The organism is Nocardioides thalensis, from assembly GCF_013410655.1.
Lineage (GTDB): Bacteria > Actinomycetota > Actinomycetes > Propionibacteriales > Nocardioidaceae > Nocardioides > Nocardioides thalensis.
The window spans coordinates 2,560,258-2,579,305 of the sequence record NZ_JACCFP010000001.1 but is presented as its reverse complement, the minus strand read 5'-3'; the positions used below and the strand labels follow the sequence as shown (position 1 = coordinate 2,579,305).

Below are 19,048 nucleotides of genomic sequence, written 5' to 3'. Positions count from 1 at the left end.
CGACGCTAGCCGCTGCGTGAGCGCCGCATCTCCGCAACGCCCTCGTCGGTGCAGAACCCGGTGAGGCTGGCCTTCAGGCAGAGCAGGCCGACCAGGTGCATCTCGTCGTCGACCACGGCGATCCGGCGCAGTCCGGTGCCGGCCATGGACTCCCGCAGCGGCCCGACCGGCACGTCCACTCTGGTGGTGCGGCCCTCGAGAGAGGCGATGCTCGCGGCGGGCGCGGCGGCGTCCGCCTCCGGCGTGGTCTCGACGTCGTGGCGGGAGACGGCCCCGACCAGGACGTCGTCGCGCACCAGCAGGAGCAAGTGCCGCTTCGGGCTGCTCGCGAAGAACGCTCGCGCCTCGGCGACCGTCAGGTCCGCGGGGTGCACCGTGGGGTGGTGCAGCATCGCGTCGCCGACGGTCTCCATGGCGTCCATCAAACAGCTTCGACCCTCGCCGGCACGTACTTGTGCCAGGGAGTCCCCGCGATCGGGTCCCGCCGGAGCGCCCCCGACAGCTCGTTGAGGGGTACGCCGGTCCGCTCGCGGTTGCCGCTCTCGTCGGGGTAGTCGGTGCCGAGGCCGTTGGGGAGGGACACGTGGCCGGGCTGCATCACGTCAGTGATCTCGACGCCCACCTCCGCGGCGCCCGTCTCGGTCGTGATCCGCACCCGGCCGTCCGCGGCCACGCCGATGCGCTCGGCGTCGCTGGGGCTGATCCGCAGCGCGCCGTCGGCGTCACGGCGTCGCCACGAGGGGTCGCGGATGATGTCGTTGGCGGTGAAGGCGCGCCGCTCCCCGGCCATCAGCACGAACGGGAATTCGTCCGTCGTCCACGACGACGGGGCGTCGGCCAGCGCCCGGAGCTCGGGCAGCAGCTCGGGGATGGCGACGGTGATCCGGTCGTCCTTGCGGGCCACGTAGTCCCAGGCGTGCTCCCACTCGTCGACCGTGAACGTGACGCCGGCCCGCTCTCGGAGCACGGCCTCGAACAGCTTCTGGCCGGCCTGGAGCAGCGGTCCGTCGAAACCGGCGCGCGCGGTCCCCTCGGGGTAGGACAGCACGCAGAGCTGCGCCAGGCCCCACAGCACCGCGGCGGCCCGGGCTCCGTTCGGGAGCGTCGGGCCGAGGGTCTCGTGGAGCACGAAGCCCGCCATCTTCATCAGGGAGGGATCGGCGGCGGCTGCCGAGAAGAACGCGAGGGCGAACGCGTCCGGTCCGGCCGTCAGGGCCGTGCGCAGGCGGTCGAGCACCCCCTCGTCGACGACGCCCAGCTCGCGGATCACGCGGGCATAGATCTCCGGCTCGCCCAGGGTGCCCGGGGTCGGGTCGAGGAGCGGGGCGCGCAGCTGGAACGAGTTGTGCGGGAACTCCAGGTTGAAGAACGTGCACTCCCACTTCTCGAACTGGGTCGACGCGGGGAGCACGTAGTCGGCGGTGCGCGCGGTCTCGGTGAACGCCACGTCGACCACGACCGTGATGTCGCAGGCCCGCATCGCCTTCTTGAACCGGTCGGAGTCGGGCAGCGAGTGGGCGGGGTTGGAGCTGTCGATCCAGATCGCGCGCATCCGCTCGGGATGGTCGGTCAGGATCTCCTCGGCGATCGAGTTCGCCGGGATCATGCCGCCGATCACCCGGGCGCCGGTCACCGGCGTGGTGCGCTCGGCGCGCGGGTAGGCGCCGGCGGCCAGGCCGTCGGCGAGCACGGGGGCGAGCTGGGCGAGCAGCTTCGCCGAGACCGTGTTGGTGGCGCCCTTGTGCAGGCGGGCGCCCCACGGCGTCGCCCGGGAGACGCCCGCAGCCCCGGCGGTGACGGCGCTCGCGACCGCGCGGCGCTGCAGCCTCGTCAGGGTGGAGGCAGGTCTGCGGGGAGTGGCGCGCGGGTCGGCCGGTGGCTCGCCGGCGAGCCGGGCGAACCAGGAGTGCAGCGCCATCGTGCCGGGCTTGCCGAAGTTGCCGGTCAGGATCCAGAGCAGCTTGTTGAGGTAGGACACGAGCGTGCTGTTGGGCGCCTGCTGGGTGCCGAGGTCCTCGTAGGTCATCGCGCTCGCGGCGGTGGCGAAGCGCCGGGCCGCGGCCCGGATCAGGGCCTCGGGCACGGCGCACGTGGCGGCGTACTGCGCCACGGGGACCTCCCGCAGGACCTCGAGGACCTCGTCGACCCCGTGGGTGTGGTCGTCGACGAACGCGTGGTCGATCAGGTCCTCCTCGACGATCGCGCCGAGCATCGCCGCCAGGCACCAGGCGTCCGTGCCGGGCCTGACCTGGAGGTGGAAGTCGGCCATCGCCGCGGTCTCGCTGCGACGCGGGTCGAGCACGATCATCGACCGCTGCGGGTCGCGCGCGAGCTCCTTCAGCACGGGGCGGGCTCGCGGGAACGAGTGGGTCTGCCACGGGTTCTTGCCGATGAACATCGCGACCTCGGCGTGCTCGACGTCGCCCTTCGTGTGCCCGCCGTACAGCTTGCCGTCGACCCAGGCCTCGCCGGTCTTCTCCTGCGCGAGGGCGTTGGAGTAGTACTTCGTGCCGAGCGCCGCGCGCAGCGACTGACCGTACGCCGCCGGCAGGTGGTTGCCCTGCCCGCCACCGGCGTAGAACAGGATGCGCTCGCCGCCGTGTGTCTCCTTGATGCCGGTGAGCTTGGCGGCGATCTCCGAGATCGCCGTGTCCCAGTCGATCTCCTCGTAGCTGCCGTCGTCACGGCGCCGCAGCGGGGACGTGATCCGGTCGCGGCTGTTCTGGTACTTGTCGAGCCGCAGCGGCTTCTCGCAGGTGTAGCCCTGCGACGAGACGTGGTCCTTGTCGCCGCGGATCTTGGCCAGCCGCCCGTCCACGACCTGGATCTCCAGGCCGCAGTTGCACTCGCACAGGATGCAGGCCGACTTCTGCCAGGTCGCTTCAGTCATCTGTCGGCGGTTCTCCGTGTCGCCGAGGTCGAGGACGTGGACGCCCTCGCGCCGGCGGAGGCCCGGCATCAGGCGGCCGCGCTTGCTGCGATGGCGCGCTTCTCGACCTGGGCGAGCGTCATCACGAAGATGAAGCGGAACGCGGCCGCGAAGCCCGCCTCCGCGACGGCGAGCATCTTGTTCTCGAGGCCGAATCGTGTGGTCCAGACGACCTTCGTTCCGCCCGGCACTTCACTGAACTCGACCCGGCCGAGCTCGTGGGTCGACGCCGGCCGTGACCTGGTGATCGAGTACTCCATGAGGGTCGGCCGTTCCCAGCCGACCATCTCCTCGCGCAGCCAGATCAGGCCGCCGTTGACCTCGCGCACGGCGCCGAGCCCGTTCTTCTCGGTCCGGCCGGGCACGGTCACCTTCGCCGAGATCACCATCGGAAGGTCGGCGAGCCGCTCGTGGTCTGTGTAGGCCTCGAAGACCTCCTCGATCGGGGCCCTGAGTGTCTTGGTCACGACGACGGTCTTCATCGCTGGTCCTTTCAGGCGCGCGGCGAGCGCAGGCTCTCGATGCCGTTGTTGAGCAGGTACTGGGTCACGTTGATGGCGGCGTGACGGTCCGGCGCTGGCTCCTTGCCCTTGGCCATCCGCCACATCTGCACGGTGTAGTAGGTCAGCTCGGTGAGGTTGTCGAGGAGCTTGATGCCGCTGCGGCGCGGGTTGACGACGCTCTCGTCGACGCGTCCCGCGAGCAGGTCCGCGGGGAAGTCCGGCTGCACGGTGAGCGGCCGGCCCAGACCGACGACGTCGATGGCGCCGGACTCGATGGCGTCGACCATGCCGTCGGCGGTGCGGAAGCCGCCGGTCAGCATGAGCGGCAGCTGGGGGAGCATGGCGCGCACCTTCTCGGCGTACTCCAGGAAGTACGCCTCGCGCCTGCGGGTGCTCTCCCTGAGCGACACGTCGACGCCGAGCATGGCGGCCGACGTGTAGGTGCCGCCGGAGACCTCGAGCAGGTCGAGGCCCTCCGCGGCGAGGGCGTGCACGACCTCGAGCGACTCCTCGTGGCCGAAGCCGCCCTTCTGGAAGTCGGCGGAGTTGAGCTTGATCGCGATCGGGACGTCCGCTCCGACCTCGGCGCGGATCGCACGGAACACCTCGAGCACGAAGCGGCGCCGCTTCTCCGGGGTGCCGCCCCACCCGTCGGTGCGCTGGTTGGCCAAGGGGGAGAGGAACTGGCTCACGAGATAGCCGTGGGCGCCGTGGATCTGGACTCCGTCGAACCCTGCATCGGTGACGATGCGCGCCGTCGTCGCGTAGCGGCTGACGAGGTCCTCGATCTCCGCGCCGGTGAGCTCCCGCGGCGTGGCGAACAGCTTCGCGGAGCCGGGGAGGGCGACGGGGGAGGGAGCCACGGGGTGAGGCGTGAGCGTGCGCGGGGTCTGGCGTCCCGGGTGGTTGATCTGCACCCAGGCGCGGGAGCCGCCGGACTTCGTGATCTCCGCCCAGGAGCGTAGCTGGTCGCCGTGGCGGTCGTCCTCGACCGCGACGTTGCCCGGCTCGCCCAGCCCGTGGCGCCGGTCGATCATGACGTTGCCCGTGATCGTGAGTCCGACGCCGCTGTCGGCCCAACGCCGGTAGAGGGTCCGGATCCTGGTGCCGGGGCCGCCGTCGCGGTCACCCAGGCCCTCGCTGAGCGCGGCCTTGGCGAGCCGGTTGGGGATCACGAAGCCGTTGGGCAGCTCGAGCGGCCGCTCGAGGACGGTACGGCGGTTCACGGACTCGGTCGTGCGCTGCATCAGGAAGCCTCCAGTAGACTGACTGGTCTACAGACAACCATGATGTAGACCATCTGGTCTACAGCGATCGGCGAAACGAGGTGTGGGCGATGCCACAGGGACCGCGGGAGCGCCTCATCGTCGCCGCGATCGAACTGGTCCGTGAGCGGGGCGTGGCGGGTACCGGCCTTGCCGACCTCCTCGAGCGCAGCGACAGTGCCCGACGGTCCGTCTACCAGCACTTCCCGGGCGGCAAGCTGGAGCTGATCGACGCGGCGACCCGCGCGGCCGGAGCGTGGATGCAGCGGGTCATGCGCGAGGTCGGCGCGACGATGGACAGCGCCACCCTGCTCGTCGAGACGATCCGCCAGACGTCCGCCAACCTCGTCGACTCGGACTTCCGGCTCGGCTGCCCGGTCGCGGCCGCGGCCGCGGCGCCGGCCGACGCCGTCGCCGTGCGCGAGGCGGCCGCCGCGTCGTTCGAGGCCTGGGCAGGGGAGCTCGCGGCCAAGCTCGAGGGTGAGGGACATCCCCGTGAGGAGGCGCGCTCGTTGGCCGGGTTCGTGGTCAGCTCGGTCGAGGGGGCGCTGCTGGCGGCGCGGGCTGCTCGGTCGACCGAGCCGCTCGACCAGGCGGCGCGGCACCTCGCGCCGCTGCTCGCGCGCCGGTAGTGCGAGGATCCGGGCCATGACGGTGGCCGATGTGCTGCGAGCGCGCCGCGAGGCCGGCAGTCGTCCGGGTGCTCGCTCGGACGGGCACCGGGTCGCGCTGGCGATCGAGGGCGGCGGCAACCGCGCGGCGTACTCGGCCGGGATGTGCCTCGCGATCGACGAGCTCGGGCTGACCGACTGCTTCGACGCGGTGTACGGCACCTCCGGGGGTGCGCTCAACGCGGCGTGGCTGCTGACGGGAGAGGCGCAGCGCTGGCTGCCGTCGTGGGCGTCGCCGGAGGTGGCGGCCGCCGGGGTGACGGATCCGCGGCGGCTCCTGCGCGGGGGACCGGTCGTCGACCTGGAGGTGCTGGTGGGCCACGTCTACGAGCGGCTGACGCCGATGGACTTCGAGGCGATCCTCGCGAACCCGATCACGCTCCACCCGATCGCGACGGACGCGCGGACGGGTGAGTCGGCGGACCTGGCTCCGCACCTGACCGACCGGGTGTCCGTGCAGACCGCCCTGCGTGCGTCGGCCTGCATGCCGCTCCTCGCCGGGCGGCCGGTGCCGCTGGGCGGGCGTACGTTCGTCGACGGTGGTTTGTCGGAGGCGGTGCCGTGGCCGACCGCGGTGGCGCAGGGCGCCACCCACGTCCTGGTCCTGCGCACCCGCCGGGAGGGCCAGCTGCCCGCCGGGTCGAGGCTCGAGCGGCTCGCGCTCGCGCCGTACTTCCTGCGCCACGCCCGCGGCGCCGGCCGGAGCCACCGGGTGCGTCACGAGCACTACCGGTCGACCGACGCCGCCCGCCACGAGTCTGCGCACCTCACCCAGGTGCGGCCGCCGCCCGGCGCCCACGACGTGTCCCGGCTGACCAAGGACCTGGCGTCGATCGAGAGTGCCATCGCCATCGGGCACGCCGCCCTGATCGACGCCCTGTCCTCGAGCCCGGCGTAGGACGTCAATCCCTCCGACGCCGGGCGTCCCACGCGAGGAGCGCGAGCGCGAGCGCTCCAGCGAGCAGGCCGAAGTCGCGCAGGGCGACGTCGTAGTACTCGCCCATGGTCACCAGGTTGAGGATGATCCCCGCCAGCCAGGCGGCGACGAGCGGTCCGCCGAGGCGGGGCGCGATCGCGACGACGACGCCCGCGACGATCTCGATCACGCCCACGCCGAGCATCGCGTCGTGCGCGCTGCCCGGCACGAGGTCGTTGACCCAGGGCGCGAGGTACCTGTCCCACTCGGTCAGCAGCTCGGCGAACTTGTCGAGCCCGAACGCGATGGGTGCGACCGTGAAGACGGTGCGGAGCAGCCGGTACGCCAGGTCGGCGCCGGTGCGGCGGCCCTGGCTCGTGGCGGGGGTGGCGGTGGTCGAAGTCGCCATGACGGCCTCCTATTCTACTAAAACAGAACTTTATTAGAAGTAGAGACCCGCGGGCACTGTTGTGTCAAGGACTTTCTGTTTTAGACTGCGCTCATGGAGCTGGGGACGAAGGCGGCCGGCATCGGCGCGCTCGCCGACGACACGCGCCGCGCGCTCTATGAGTACGTCGTCGCCCAGCCCGAGCCGGTGGGCCGCGAGCAGGCGGCCAGCGCGCTCGACATCGCGCAGCACAACGTGAACTTCCACCTCGACAAGCTCGTCGCCGAGGGCCTGCTCGAGGTCGAGTACCGCCGACTCAGCGGTCGGTCCGGTCCTGGCGCCGGCCGGCCGAGCAAGCTGTACCGCCGCGCGGCCCAGGAGTTCGCCGTCTCGCTGCCGCCCCGGCGCTACGACCTGGTGGGCGACATCCTCGCGGCCGCGGTGACCCGGGCCGCCGACGGCGTGGCGCTCCCGACCGCGATGAGCGAGGTCGCCCGCGAGGAGGGACGCGCTCTCGGCGACTCGGCGGAGGGGATTGCTGCGGATGCCGAGCCGCTGGCGGCCGTCGCGCAGGTGCTGGCGATCCAGGGCTACGAGCCGCGCATCGACGTCGACGAGGTGCTGCTCAGCAACTGCCCGTTCGACTCGCTCGCCCGCAAGCACACCGAGCTGGTGTGCGGGCTCAACCACGACTTCGTGCAGGGCGTCGTCGACGGACTCGGGTACGACGGGGTCCGCGCCTGCCTCGAACCCGGGCCCGACCAGTGCTGCGTCAAGGCGCGGGCCGAGGCCGGCGCCCCGGAGTGAGGTCGGTGATGGACGACTGGGGCGCGGCGCCGGGGGCGGTCCGGCTGCCCGACGGGCGCGTCGTCCGCGGCACCGCCGTACGGCGTCCGCGGGGCGACGTGCCCGCCCCGGACTTCGCCGTCTACCTCCTGGGCAAGGACCCGCGGATCACCGCGTGGCCGAGCCGCTGGGTGCGATGGCCGGACTTCCGGCTGCCGGCCTCGACCGACGAGGCTGTCGCCGCGCTGCGGGAGGCGCACGACCGGGCCGCCACCGAGCGGGTCGAGGTGGCGTGCGGCGGCGGCATCGGCAGGACCGGCACGGCGATCGCGGTGCTCGCCGTCATGAGCGGGGTCGACCCGGCGGAAGCCGTCGACTGGGTGCGGGCGAGCTATCACCGGCGCGCCGTCGAGACCCGTCGCCAGCGACGATGGATCGCGATCGCTACTCGACCGTGAACGGCGGCCGGACGACGCGGTTGTCCGCATCCAGCGCGGTGAGCAGGTGCGGCGTCCCGTCCGCGAGCAGGCCGGAGACCGGCGTCAGCTCGGCACGCTCGCCGTCGACGTCGACCACCAGCAGGTGCGCGTGCGCCGCCCATGCCTCGGCGCCGGGCTCGCCGAGCCGGGCCGGCGCCTCCTCGCGCACCTTGCCCCCGGCGCCGGAGACGACGTACGTCCTCTTGCCGATGCGGCCCACCTGGAAGTTGTGCTCGTGGCCGGCGAGCACGAGGCGCACGTCGGCGCTGTCGAAGAGCGGCACGAGCGCGTCGATCATGTCCGCGTCGTCCTCGTGATGTGGACCGGCGCAGTACGCCGGGTGGTGCGAGAGCGGGATCCGCCACCGCACGCCGGGCTCGGCGAACACCCGGCGCAGCCAGGCCAGCTGGCGCTCGGCGAGGAAGTGCCGGCTCACGTCCTCCTCGGGGTCCTGGGAGGTGTCGATGCCGACCAGCTCGAGGTCCTCGCCGAACCGGACGGTGTAGAAGAGGCCGGGCTCGATCCTGCTGCGCCCGGGGCCCTGGAAGCGCTCGGCGAGGTGGAAGTTGTCCGCCATCTGCGCGCGGTCGTCGCTGCCCTCGGTGTCGGTCGTGTCGTGGTTGCCGATGACGGGGAAGAACGGCACCTGCGCGAGGGCGTAGCGGTAGGGCTGGAAGAAGCTGGAGTACCAGTCGTCGTCCTCGCCACCGCTCTCGTCGTCCACCGCGCCCTGCTCGCCCTGGTAGATGTTGTCGCCGAGCGACACGACGAAGCGGACGTCGCCCTCGGCGACCAGCCGGTCGAGGACCTCTGCCACGCGGCGTTGGCGGCGGCTCGACTCCGAGTCCGAGCGGATCCCGACGCCGTAGTCGCCGAGAGCCAGGAACCGCAGCGGGGGAGTCGGGCCGTCCGGCGCCGGGAAGGTGCGGAAGCGGAGGTCGTAGGAACGACCCGCCGGAGCGAGGTCGTAGCCGCCCCGGCGGTCCTCGACCCAGTCGTGGCGCTCGCCGGCGGCCCACTCCGCGCCGTCGACCAGCACGCGATAGGTGTACGTCGAGTCGGCCGCGAGCCCGTCGACCCAGGCCCAGGTGCGGTCTTCCGTCGTCGCCCGGGCGACCACGCCGCCACCTGCGTCGAGCACCTCGACGACCCCGGCGCCGAACGGCTCGGCGTCGTGGCCGATGCAGGTGTGCCGGCCGAAGCCCTCCTGGAGCTCGGAGTCGTCGACGATCTCCCACCGCTGCTCCGCGTGGTCCCGCCGGAAGTGGAACGCACCCCACGCGACCAGCGCCGCGTCGTGCGTGACGTCGACCAGGTGGACGAACGGCTCGACATGGACCTCGGGTCGCGGCATGGATCCCCTCCCTGTGCTGCCCGACAGGTACCCACCGGTGGACCGCCTAGAGGGCGTGCCAACTGTTCATCGGGCATCCGGTTGGACCATGATGTGGGTCACACGGTCACCCACCCTGTGACCGTCCCCCGACGGGGCGCCCTCACCCGGGCTCCCCGGCCATTGCTCCGGACCGGACCACCAGCTCCGCCCGGATGAGTGAGGAGTGAGACGCGTGTCCGCAAATGCAGCGCCGGCCCGCCTGGACGGGCTTGTCTTCGATCGCACCGACGAGCTCGGTGCCGCCGCCCACGAGCAGGTCGTCTTCTGCCATGACCGCGCGAGCGGCCTCAAGGCGATCATCGCCATCCACGACACGACACTCGGCCCCGCGCTGGGCGGCACCCGGATCTATCCCTACGCGTCCGAGGCCGAGGCGCTCACCGACGTGCTGCGCCTCGCGCAGGGCATGACCTACAAGGCGGCGGCCGCGGGCATGGACCTCGGTGGCGGCAAGGCCGTCATCATCGGCGACCCCGAGCGCATCAAGTCGCGCGAGCTCCTCCTCGCCTACGGCCGGTTCGTCGACACGCTCGGCGGGCGCTACATCACCGCGGCCGACGTGGGCTCCACCGCCGATGACCTCGACGTCGTCGCCGAGGTGACCCGCCACGTTGTCGGCAAGAACGCCGGCGGCTCCGGCGACAGCGGCTACTCCACGGCGTACGGCGTCTTCAGCGCGATGCGCGCCGCCGCCGAGCACCGGTACGGCGAGGACGGCCTCGCCGGCCGCACCGTCGGCGTCGAGGGCGTCGGCAAGGTGGGCTCGCGCCTGGTCGCCCTGCTGTCCTCGGCCGGCGTCGAGCGGATCCTCGTGGCCGACCCCCACCAGCCGGCGCTCGATGCGCTCACCTCGACGCTGGCACACGTGCGCGCCGTACCGTCCGTCCTCGACGAGGACGTCGACGTCTACGCGCCCTGCGCCCTCGGCGCGACCCTGACCGCCGCGACCGTCCGCGACATGAAGGCAGCGATCGTGTGCGGCGGTGCCAACAACCAGCTCGCGACCCACGAGGTCGCCGACGAGCTGCACGCGCGGGGCATCCTCTGGGTGCCCGACTACGTCGCCAACGCCGGGGGTCTGGTGCAGGTCGGCGGCGAGCTCGTCGACGCCACCCGCGAGGAGGTGGAGGCCAAGATCGCCCGGATCGCCGACACGACCACCGAGATCCTGGTGCACGCCGAGGAGCTCGGCGTGACCACCAGCGCCGCGGCCGACGCCGTCGTGGAGCAGCGCCTCGCCGCCCGCCGCGCGGAGCTCGCGCGGTGACCGCGGTCTTCGAGCCGGGGACCGCGTTCGAGGCCTACGACCTGGCCGACCGCTACCGCGTCGGCGCGGGGCCGGTGCTGCTGACCGGCGTGCAGGCGATCGCCCGCATGCTCGTCGAGCAGCGCGCCCTCGACCGTCGTCGCGGCCTGCGCACCGGCACGTTCATCTCCGGCTACCCGGGCAGCCCGCTGGGCGGGCTCGACACGCTGCTCCTGGGCCTCAAGCAGGAGATGGCCGACTCCGACATCACCGTCGTCCCCGGCCTCAACGAGGAGCTCGCCGCCACCGCCGTGTGGGGCACCCAGTCGGCTGTCACCCTCGACACCAGCAAGTACGACGGCGTCACCGGCGTCTGGTACGGCAAGGGCCCCGGCGTCGACCGCGCCCTCGACTCCTTCCGCCACGCCAACATGTACGGCGGGCACCGCAACGGCGGCATGCTGATGCTCGTCGGCGACGACCCGGCGGCGAAGTCGTCGTCGGTCCCCGCCGTCAGCGAGCGCACGCTCGCCTCGCTCGGCATCCCCGTGCTGTTCCCGCGCAACTCCTCCGAGATCGTCGAGTACGGCATGGAGGGGATCGCCCTGTCCCGCGCGTCCGGGTGCGTGGTCGCGCTGAAGATCGTGGCCGACGTCGCCGACGGCGCCTGGGTGGTGCAGCCCGAGATCGGCGTGCTCGACCCCGTGGTCCCGACCGTCGAGTGGGGCGGTGCGCCGTACACCTACGAGCCGACGAAGATCGAGCTGTTTCCCGACCGCATCGTCGGCGCGGAGGCGAAGCTCTACGGCCCGCGGATGGCAGTCGTGAAGGCGTACGCCGCCGCCAACAAGCTCAACCGGATCGAGGTCAAGACGCCGGACGCGAAGGTAGGCATCATCGCCTCCGGCAGCTGCTACGACTCCACGCGCCAGGCGCTGACCGACCTCGGCCTCGGTCACGACGACCTGGTCGCCGCCGGCGTCCGGGTGCTGCGCCTCGGCATGATGTGGCCGGTCGAGCCGACCGTCGTGGAGGAGTTCGCCGACGGCCTCGACGAGATCGTGGTCGTCGAGGACAAGACCGCGTTCATCGAGCAGGGCGTCCGCGAGATCCTGTACGGCCGTCCCGGCGCGCCGGCGATCGTCGGCAAGAACGACAGCGCCGGCGTGCCGCTGGTCCCGCTCGAGGGCGAGCTGACCGCGGGTCGCCTCCTCAAGCCGCTGCGCCGGGCTCTGGCCGGGCGCGCCGAGATGACGCCCGAGCCGCCGACCCGCATCGACCTGCCGCTGCTGTCGACGTCGCGGCTGCCGTACTTCTGCAGCGGCTGCCCGCACAACCGCTCGACCGCGATCCCCGACGGCTCGCTCGGCGCGGGCGGCATCGGCTGCCACACGCTCGTGACGGTGTCGCAGCGCGACGACAGCGCGGTCACCGGCATCACGCAGATGGGCGGCGAGGGTGCGCAGTGGATCGGGCAGGCGCCCTACAGCCACAGCACCCACACGTTCCAGAACGTCGGCGACGGCACGTTCTTCCACTCCGCCCAGCTGGCCGTCCAGGCGTGCGTGGCCGCCGGCGTCAACATCACCTACAAGCTGCTGCACAACGACGTGGTGGCGATGACCGGCGCGCAGAAGCGCCAAGGTGCCGTGGCGATGGCGCAGCTGACCCACAAGCTGGTCAACGAGGGCGTCAGCGCGGTGATCGTGTGCGCCGACGAGCCGGAGCGCTACCGCAAGCGCGACCTCGCACCGGGCGTGCGCCTGTGGCACCGCGACCGCCTCGACGAGGCCCAGCGCGAGCTGCGCGAGATCCCGGGCGTGACCGTGCTGATCTACGACCAGCACTGCGCCGCCGACGCGCGCCGGCAGCGCAAGCGCGGCACGCTCGCGCCGCGCACCAAGCGGGTCGTGATCAACGAGGCCGTCTGCGAGGGCTGCGGCGACTGTGGTGTGAAGAGCAACTGCCTGTCGGTACAGCCGGTCGACACCGAGCTCGGCCGCAAGACCCGCATCGACCAGACCGGTTGCAACACCGACTACACGTGCGTGCAGGGGGAGTGTCCGTCGTTCATGACGGTCGAGACCGACCCGGCTGCGAAGGTGGCGCGCAAGGCCACCCCCGAGCCGCCGCAGGTCCCCGCGCCGACGTACCAGCCGCTCGACCGGACGTTCAGCGTCTTCATGGCCGGCATCGGCGGCACCGGCATCGTCACGGTCAACCAGGTGCTGGCCACCGCGGCGCTGCGGGCCGGCTACGGCGTGGAGTCGCTCGACCAGGTCGGCATGAGCCAGAAGGCGGGACCGGTCACCGGGCACCTGCGCTTCGGGCCCGGTGCGGTCGAGCCGTCCAACCGGGTGACGCCCGGCTCTGCGGACGCGTTGATCGGCTTCGACCTGCTCACGCTGGCCGAGGGCAAGAACCTGGCGTACGGCGACCGCGGGCACACCGTGGCGGTGGTGTCGACGAGCCAGACGCCCACGGGGCCGATGGTTTACGACAAGTCGATCGCCTATCCCGGGTCCGACGAGCTCCTCGCCCGGGTCGCCGGGGTCGCGGCCGACGTCACGGCGTTCGACGCGCTCGCCGCCGCCGAGGTGCTGTTCGGAAGCACGGCGGCCGCGAACTTCCTGCTCGTCGGCGCGGCCTACCAGGCCGGCGCCCTGCCGATCGCCGCCGAGGCGATCGAGGAGGCCGTCGGCATCAACGGCGTCGCTGTCGCCGCCAACGTCGCGGCCTTCCGGTGGGGCCGGGCGTCCGTGGCGGCTCCCGAGGCGTTCCGGAAGGCCACCGCCCGCACGGTGAAGCCCGCGCGGCCCGTCGAGGTGCCCGCGCTCGCGTCGGCTCCGTTCGACGGCGAGGTGCGCCGGCTGGTCGACGTCCGGGCGCCGCAGCTCGTGGACTTCCAGGGCCAGGCGACCGCGAAGGCGTACGTCGACCTCGTGGGACGCCTCTGGGAGAAGGAGCGCGCCGTCACGACCGAGACCCGTTTCAGCGAGGCGGCGGCCCGCTACCTGTTCAAGCTGACCGCCTACAAGGACGAGTACGAGGTCGCGCGGCTGCTCACCGCGCCGAGCGCCCTCGACGACGTGCGCACGCAGGTGCCGGCAGGCACCAAGGTGACGTTCCAGCTGCGGCCGCCGATCCTCACGCGGTTCCTCAAGGAGCGCAAGATCGGGTTCGGCCCCCGCCTCCAGGTCCTGCTCCGCCTCCTCGCGACTCTGAAGTTCCTGCGGGGAACGGCGCTCGACCCGTTCGGGTACGCCGAGGTCCGTCGGACCGAGCGGGCGATGGTGCGGCACTACCGCTCGCTCCTCATGACGCTCGCCGACGACCTCTCCCCGGCGTCGTATGACCGGGCGTGCCGGATCGCCGAGCTGCCGGACGTCGTGCGCGGCTACGAGAGCGTGAAGATGCGCAACGTGGAGCTCTACCGCGAGCAGCTGCGCGCGGCGGGGGTCGACGCGGACTTCTGAGGCGCCAGGGCGCCCGGTCACCTGTTGGGTGTCCGGGCGCCTTGTGGCTGTCAGTCGGCGACGACCAGCCTCGGCGCGCCGGTGAGGGAGACGGGGGCGCGGGGCGTACGGCGCTCGAGGACACCCGACAGCACGGCGAGCGCCAGCGCCGAGGCGGCCAGCAGGGCGCCCACCCAGTTCGGGGCGGTGTAGCCGAGGCCGGCGGCGATCACCAGGCCACCCAACCAGGCAGCAAGCGCGTTGCCGAGGTTGAAGGCGCCGATGTTGACCGCTGACGCCAGGGTCGGGGCACCGGCCGCGTGGTCGAGCACGCGCTTCTGGAGCGGGGGGACGGTGGCGAAGCCCAGGCCGCCGACGAGCAGGATCGTCACCGCAGCGAGAGCCCGGTGGTGGGCGGTGACGGTGAAGAGGGCGAGCACGACGGCCAGGCCGCCGAGCGTCAGGTAGAGCATCGGCATCAGCGCCCGGTCGGCGTACCGGCCCCCGAGGAGGTTCCCGAGGAACATCCCGACACCGAAGAGGACCAGCAGCCAGGTGACGGAGCTCTCGGCGAATCCCGCGACCTCCGTCATCATCGGCGCGATGTAGGTGATCGCGGCGAACACGCCCCCGAAGCCGAGGACGGTCATGGCCATCGCCAAGGTGACCTGGATGTTGCGGAAGGCGGACAGCTCCGCACGGAGTCGCGCGCCTTCGGGCCGAGGAAGGGCCGGCACCAGGGCGGCGATGCCGACCAGGCCGGCCACCCCGAGGACGGCGACCAGGGCGAACGTGGTGCGCCACCCGATCGCGTGCCCGACGAAGGTCCCCAGCGGGACTCCCAGGATGTTCGCGACCGTGAGACCCGTGAACATGAACGCGATGGCGCCTGCCCGCTTGTGCGGCGCGACGAGCTCTGCTGCCACGACGGAGCCGATACCGAAGAACGAGCCGTGGGCGAGCGACGTCACGAGCCTGCCGATCAGCATGAGACCGAAGGTGGGCGCCAGTGCGGAGAGCAGATTCCCGGCGACGAACAGGACCAGCAGCAGGAGGAGCATCGTCTTGCGTCCGAGGCGAGTGCCCAGCACGGTCGTGACGGGTGCTCCGACCACAACGCCCAGCGCGTACCCGCTCACGAGCCAGCCGGCCGTCGGGATGGAGACGCGGAACTCGTCAGCGATCTCGGGGAGCAGCCCCATGATCACGAACTCGGTCGTGCCGATGCCGAATGCGCCGATGGCGAGGGCGAGCAGGGCCCACGAGGCGCCGGCCGTCCGAGAGGAGGATTCCATGCAGGCGACGGTAGTTGCACACGCGCATAAAATGCAAAAGCGTGAGAACCGCGGCCGCGCGGTAGACTGCCTGCGGAGGCGGAGGCGGAGGCCTCGGCGACAGGAGTGGTGATGACCGTCAAGGACGCGGGTCCGATCGGCTTGGTCGACGGCTGGTATGCGCTGTCGCTGCTCCACGACCGGATCGAGGCGAGGGTCGAGCGGGCACTGCAGGCCGGTCATGGCTTGAGCGCGCGTGAGTTCTCGCTGCTCGAGGTGCTCAGCCGGCAGCACGCGGGGGAGGGTGGGCACCTGCGGATGAATCAGGTGGCCGACGCGGTCGTGCTCAGCCAGAGTGCGGCCACACGCCTCGTCACCCGGCTCGAGGACCGTGCCCTGCTGTCCCGCTACCTCTGCGCGACCGACCGGCGTGGCATCTACGCCGACGTGACAGCTGCGGGTCTCCAGCTCCTCTCCGAGGCGAGGCCGACGCACGATGCAGCGCTGCGCGAGGCCCTCGATGAGGCGGCCGCCGACCCGCGCCTGGCGCGGCTCGTCGAGACGGTACGGGCCAGCGGTCGCTGACGTCGAACGGTGCTCAGGCGCCGCGCATGCGGCTGGCGCGCATCGCGGCCACGCCCTCATCGGTGCAGAACCCGGACCGGCTCTGCTTCAGGCACAGGAGCCCGAGCAACGTTCCGTCGGGCTCGATGACCGCGAGGCGACGCTGCCCCTCGCGAAGCATCGCCTGGAAGGTGTCCTCGAGGAGGGCGTCCGCTGCGACGCACCTGCCGGTCAGCGTCCCGGCGTTCGCAGCGGCGGCCGCTGGGTCCGCTCCGGGGTCGAGGTCCTCGCGCACGACCGTGCTCACCAGCCGGCCGCCGGTGACGAGGAGGAGCACCCGGGTCTTGGCGCCGGCGGCGAAGACCGACCGCGCCTCCCGGACGGTCAGGTCGGCGCGGTGCACGGTCGGGTGGCGGAGCATCGCGCCGCGGACCGTCCGATCTGCCGCAGTTCGGCCCCGTTGCATCTTGACGACTGTATACTAAGAACTCCGGCGAGGACTGCCCGCCGGAGAATCGTCATCACAGCGTGGGGGTAGGGCATGAGCGAGCAGCAAGTAGGCACGACCGCGCGAGGGGCCGGCCTGCGCAAGGCGGCGGCTCCGACCCGCGCCGCCCGGCCGCCGTTGGAGCGGCCCACCCCGCTTCGCGAGCGCGTCTACGACGCCATCGCGGAGATGATCATCACCCGCGAGCTCAAGCCGGGGGAGCACCTCGTCGAGAACGAGCTGGCCCTCCACCTCGGTGTCAGCCGCCAGCCGGTCCGCGAGGCGTTGCAGCGGCTGCAGACCGAGGGCTGGGTCGACCTGCGCCCGGCCCACGGCGCGTTCGTGCACGTCCCGACCGACGAGGAGGCCGACCAGCTCCTCGCGGTCCGCACGCTCCTCGAGTCGGAGTCCGCGCGCCTCGCCGCGAAGCACTCCACTCCGGAGCAGGTCGCGCAGCTGCGGGCCCTGCTCGCCGTGGGGGAGGAGGCCGTCGCGGCCGACGACCAGGAGGCGATGGTGTCGGCGAACGCCGACCTCCACGCCTACGTCGTCTCCATGTCGGGCAACGGCGTCCTGGCCGACATGATCGCCTCGGTCGACCGGCGGGTGCGGTGGTACTACACCCCGATCGCCCGGACCCGGGGCAAGGACGCCTGGGACGAGCACGCCGAGATCATCGCCGCGATCGAGGAGAAGAACGCCCGCCGGGCGGCCACCCTCATGCGCCAGCACACCGAGCGCACCCGCGACCTGCACCACGAGCAGCGCGAGGGCTCTGCCGAGGACTGATCTCCTCCCTCGGGAGGGGCCGTTCGAACAGCCCTGATCGGGTACTGATCGGTTTGTGAACAGGATCACGTGCCCGACGTTTGGGTTCTGCGTCGGTGCGCTGGAAGACTGTATGCAGTAGTCAAACGGGCAGGCGCCAGTCGGCCCAGCCCCCGAGAAGAAGGAGTTGAACCATGATCTTCACCAGTCGATTCGGTGCCCTTGCCGCCCGTCCGAACTTCCGCGAGACAGCCCCGGAGCAGGACCTCGACCGTGAGCTCGACGAGCTGCTGAAGGACGCGGACTTCGAGTCCGCCGACGACCACTGAGCCCTTAGTCCACCTCGGCCTCCACTCCCACCGGGGTCCGCTCGGACAACGGCGTCCGTGCGGACTTCAGTAGGCTCAGGATGGTCGTCACGCCTAGCGTCACGACGATGACTCCGAGTGAGACGAGGATCGGGATCTCCGGGGCCCAGTCCGCACCGTGGTGGTGCGCCGCCTCGAGGATCAGCTTGACGCCGATGAACCCCAGCACCACGGCCAGTCCGTAGGACAGGTACACCAGGCGGTCCAGCAGGCCGCCGATCAGGAAGTACAGCTGTCGGAGCCCCATTAGGGCGAACACATTGGCCGTGAAGACGATGTAGGGCTCCTGGGTGAGTCCGAAGATGGCGGGGATCGAGTCCAGCGCGAAGATCAGGTCGGTCGTGCCGATGGCGATCATCACGATCAGCATCGGCGTCACGAACCGCTTGCCGTCGATCCGCGTCAGCAGGGCCGCGCCGCGGTACTCGTCGGTCGTCGGCAGCAAACGGTTGGCCGCCTTGAGGACGCGGTTGGCCTTGAACTCGTCCTCCGCGTCGTCCTCGGCCGTTGCGAGCTTCCACGCCGTGAAGACGAGGAACGCGCCGAAGATGAAGAACACCCAGTCGAAGCGCTCGATGGCCTCCGCACCCAGCGCGATGAAGATGCCGCGCAGCACGAGCGACAGGCCGATGCCGATGAGCAGTACCTTCTGCTGGTAGGCGCGCGGCACGGCGAAGTTCGCCATGATCAGCAGGAAGACGAACAGGTTGTCGACCGACAGCGAGTACTCGGTCAACCAGCCGGCGAAGAACTCGCCACCCCGCTGTCCCCCTGCCGTCACGGTCACGCCGATGCCGAACGTCACGGCCAGGGCGACGTAGAACGTCACCCACATCGTGGCCTCACGCAGGGACGGCTCGTGCGGGTTGCGCGCCACGATGAAGAAGTCGAGCGCCAGCACGCCGATCGTCACGACCAGCGTGATCGCCCACACCGACATCGATACGTCCACTGCGTGTTCTCCTTCTTCCTCGTCGGTCCGTGGTCAGGCGTGCGCGCGCTTGGCGCGCCGGGCCTTCTTCCGCGCGTCCTCGCGGACCTTCTGCTGGTAAGCGCGCGACGCGTAGGCGAGGTAGGCCTCGGCGAGGCCGGCCGCCAGCGGGTTGTGGTCGCGGATCCGCAACAGCCACAGCGGTGCGACCCGCTCGTGCAGCCAGATGAACCCGAAGGCGAGACCCGGGGCCAGCAGGGCGTTGTAGAGGGCGAACGACACGACGTCGGTCGACAGTCCCGGCCCGCCGGTGAGGTACACCGAGGCCGAGCCCTCCTGGACGAGTCGGCTGACGGGATAGGCGATCAACCAGTACAGGGCGGCCGGGGCGAACACCCCGACCGGGACGACTCCCCGTGCGCACAGGATCGTGTACCCGCCGCCGAAGAGCGCCATCGGCACCGCGAGCGCGATGACGTTGACGAGGGCGAGGCCCCAGCCGAGGCCCGCGATCATCGTGATGATGCCTGCGAACAGGCCGGCTGCGGCGCCGATGCCGGCCCCGGGGAGCATCAGCTCCCCGAGGTCGGCGAGCCGCGACTTGGTCACGGTTGTCATGGCG

Annotated in this window: 19 protein-coding genes; 9 read left to right on the top strand and 10 right to left on the bottom strand. The window is 71.6% G+C overall.

The genetic code is table 11. The features are described from left to right. Window positions 1-5: 5 nt before the first annotated feature. From HNR19_RS12580 to HNR19_RS12565, 4 genes are read right to left on the bottom strand one after another with little or no spacing between them, the layout of a single operon-like run. Window positions 6-422, bottom strand: a complete 417-nt coding sequence (locus HNR19_RS12580) for a hypothetical protein (RefSeq protein ID WP_179668237.1) — start codon at window positions 420-422, stop codon at window positions 6-8. Beyond that, window positions 422-2,959: a molybdopterin-dependent oxidoreductase gene (locus HNR19_RS12575; RefSeq protein WP_218910236.1), complete on the bottom strand. Its 2,538-nt coding sequence runs from the start codon at window positions 2,957-2,959 to the stop codon at window positions 422-424. Before HNR19_RS12575 ends, HNR19_RS12580 begins: the two co-directional genes overlap by 1 nt. Next, complete coding sequence (locus tag HNR19_RS12570; RefSeq protein ID WP_179668236.1) at window positions 2,959-3,411, bottom strand: SRPBCC family protein; 453 nt, start codon at window positions 3,409-3,411, stop codon at window positions 2,959-2,961. Before HNR19_RS12570 ends, HNR19_RS12575 begins: the two co-directional genes overlap by 1 nt. Window positions 3,412-3,422: 11 nt before the next feature. Next, window positions 3,423-4,679: an NADH:flavin oxidoreductase/NADH oxidase family protein gene (locus HNR19_RS12565; RefSeq protein ID WP_179668235.1), complete on the bottom strand. Its 1,257-nt coding sequence runs from the start codon at window positions 4,677-4,679 to the stop codon at window positions 3,423-3,425. Window positions 4,680-4,768: 89 nt separating this feature from the next. Between HNR19_RS12565 and HNR19_RS12560 the strand changes: the two genes are divergently transcribed. Then, window positions 4,769-5,329: a TetR/AcrR family transcriptional regulator gene (locus HNR19_RS12560; RefSeq protein WP_179668234.1), complete on the top strand. Its 561-nt coding sequence runs from the start codon at window positions 4,769-4,771 to the stop codon at window positions 5,327-5,329. A 16-nt stretch (window positions 5,330-5,345) separates the two neighbouring features. Further along, complete coding sequence (locus HNR19_RS12555; RefSeq protein ID WP_179668233.1) at window positions 5,346-6,266, top strand: patatin-like phospholipase family protein; 921 nt, start codon at window positions 5,346-5,348, stop codon at window positions 6,264-6,266. A gap of 4 nt (window positions 6,267-6,270) precedes the next feature. Here HNR19_RS12555 and HNR19_RS12550 read toward each other — a convergent pair whose 3' ends face one another. Then, a complete protein-coding gene (locus HNR19_RS12550; protein WP_179668232.1) occupies window positions 6,271-6,693 on the bottom strand; it encodes a hypothetical protein in 423 nt (140 codons plus the stop codon). Between the two features lie 93 nt (window positions 6,694-6,786). On the opposite strand from HNR19_RS12550, the gene HNR19_RS12545 reads away from it, so the two are divergent. Both HNR19_RS12545 and HNR19_RS12540 read left to right on the top strand, forming a co-directional pair. Continuing rightward, window positions 6,787-7,479 carry a helix-turn-helix transcriptional regulator gene (locus HNR19_RS12545; protein WP_179668231.1) on the top strand — a complete coding sequence of 231 codons (693 nt, stop codon included), beginning with the start codon at window positions 6,787-6,789 and terminating at the stop codon, window positions 7,477-7,479. Between the two features lie 8 nt (window positions 7,480-7,487). Next, window positions 7,488-7,916 carry a protein-tyrosine phosphatase family protein gene (locus HNR19_RS12540; RefSeq protein ID WP_179668230.1) on the top strand — a complete coding sequence of 143 codons (429 nt, stop codon included), beginning with the start codon at window positions 7,488-7,490 and terminating at the stop codon, window positions 7,914-7,916. On the opposite strand, the gene HNR19_RS12535 is transcribed toward HNR19_RS12540, so the two are convergent. After that, a complete protein-coding gene (locus HNR19_RS12535; RefSeq protein WP_179668229.1) occupies window positions 7,903-9,291 on the bottom strand; it encodes a metallophosphoesterase in 1,389 nt (462 codons plus the stop codon). The two genes, HNR19_RS12540 and HNR19_RS12535, sit on opposite strands and share 14 nt — an antisense overlap. 214 nt (window positions 9,292-9,505) lie before the next feature. On the opposite strand from HNR19_RS12535, the gene HNR19_RS12530 reads away from it, so the two are divergent. Both HNR19_RS12530 and HNR19_RS12525 read left to right on the top strand, forming a co-directional pair. After that, on the top strand, window positions 9,506-10,600 hold the full coding sequence (locus HNR19_RS12530; RefSeq protein WP_343047172.1) for a Glu/Leu/Phe/Val dehydrogenase dimerization domain-containing protein: 1,095 nt from the start codon (window positions 9,506-9,508) through the stop codon (window positions 10,598-10,600). Further along, window positions 10,597-14,055 (top strand): indolepyruvate ferredoxin oxidoreductase family protein, encoded by a 3,459-nt coding sequence (locus HNR19_RS12525; RefSeq protein ID WP_179668227.1) that lies wholly within the window; start codon window positions 10,597-10,599, stop codon window positions 14,053-14,055. Before HNR19_RS12530 ends, HNR19_RS12525 begins: the two co-directional genes overlap by 4 nt. Before the next feature lie 50 nt (window positions 14,056-14,105). Here the strand turns inward: HNR19_RS12525 and HNR19_RS12520 are convergent, their stop codons facing one another. After that, complete coding sequence (locus HNR19_RS12520) at window positions 14,106-15,329, bottom strand: MFS transporter (protein ID WP_179668226.1); 1,224 nt, start codon at window positions 15,327-15,329, stop codon at window positions 14,106-14,108. A gap of 111 nt (window positions 15,330-15,440) precedes the next feature. Between HNR19_RS12520 and HNR19_RS12515 the strand changes: the two genes are divergently transcribed. Further along, a complete protein-coding gene (locus HNR19_RS12515; protein ID WP_179668225.1) occupies window positions 15,441-15,893 on the top strand; it encodes a MarR family winged helix-turn-helix transcriptional regulator in 453 nt (150 codons plus the stop codon). 13 nt (window positions 15,894-15,906) lie between these two features. Here HNR19_RS12515 and HNR19_RS12510 read toward each other — a convergent pair whose 3' ends face one another. After that, entirely contained in the window at window positions 15,907-16,338 is a 432-nt protein-coding gene (locus HNR19_RS12510) for a CBS domain-containing protein (protein ID WP_179668224.1), read from the bottom strand. A 75-nt stretch (window positions 16,339-16,413) separates the two neighbouring features. On the opposite strand from HNR19_RS12510, the gene HNR19_RS12505 reads away from it, so the two are divergent. Then, window positions 16,414-17,148 carry a GntR family transcriptional regulator gene (locus HNR19_RS12505; protein WP_179668223.1) on the top strand — a complete coding sequence of 245 codons (735 nt, stop codon included), beginning with the start codon at window positions 16,414-16,416 and terminating at the stop codon, window positions 17,146-17,148. Between the two features lie 173 nt (window positions 17,149-17,321). Next, window positions 17,322-17,456, top strand: coding sequence for a hypothetical protein (locus HNR19_RS23200; RefSeq protein ID WP_281366476.1), 135 nt, complete (start codon window positions 17,322-17,324; stop codon window positions 17,454-17,456). Between the two features lie 4 nt (window positions 17,457-17,460). Here HNR19_RS23200 and HNR19_RS12500 read toward each other — a convergent pair whose 3' ends face one another. Together HNR19_RS12500 and HNR19_RS12495 are read right to left on the bottom strand one after the other, a co-directional pair. Next, window positions 17,461-18,447: a TerC/Alx family metal homeostasis membrane protein gene (locus tag HNR19_RS12500; protein WP_179668222.1), complete on the bottom strand. Its 987-nt coding sequence runs from the start codon at window positions 18,445-18,447 to the stop codon at window positions 17,461-17,463. A gap of 33 nt (window positions 18,448-18,480) precedes the next feature. Continuing rightward, window positions 18,481-19,044: a hypothetical protein gene (locus HNR19_RS12495; RefSeq protein ID WP_179668221.1), complete on the bottom strand. Its 564-nt coding sequence runs from the start codon at window positions 19,042-19,044 to the stop codon at window positions 18,481-18,483. Window positions 19,045-19,048 lie beyond the last annotated feature (4 nt).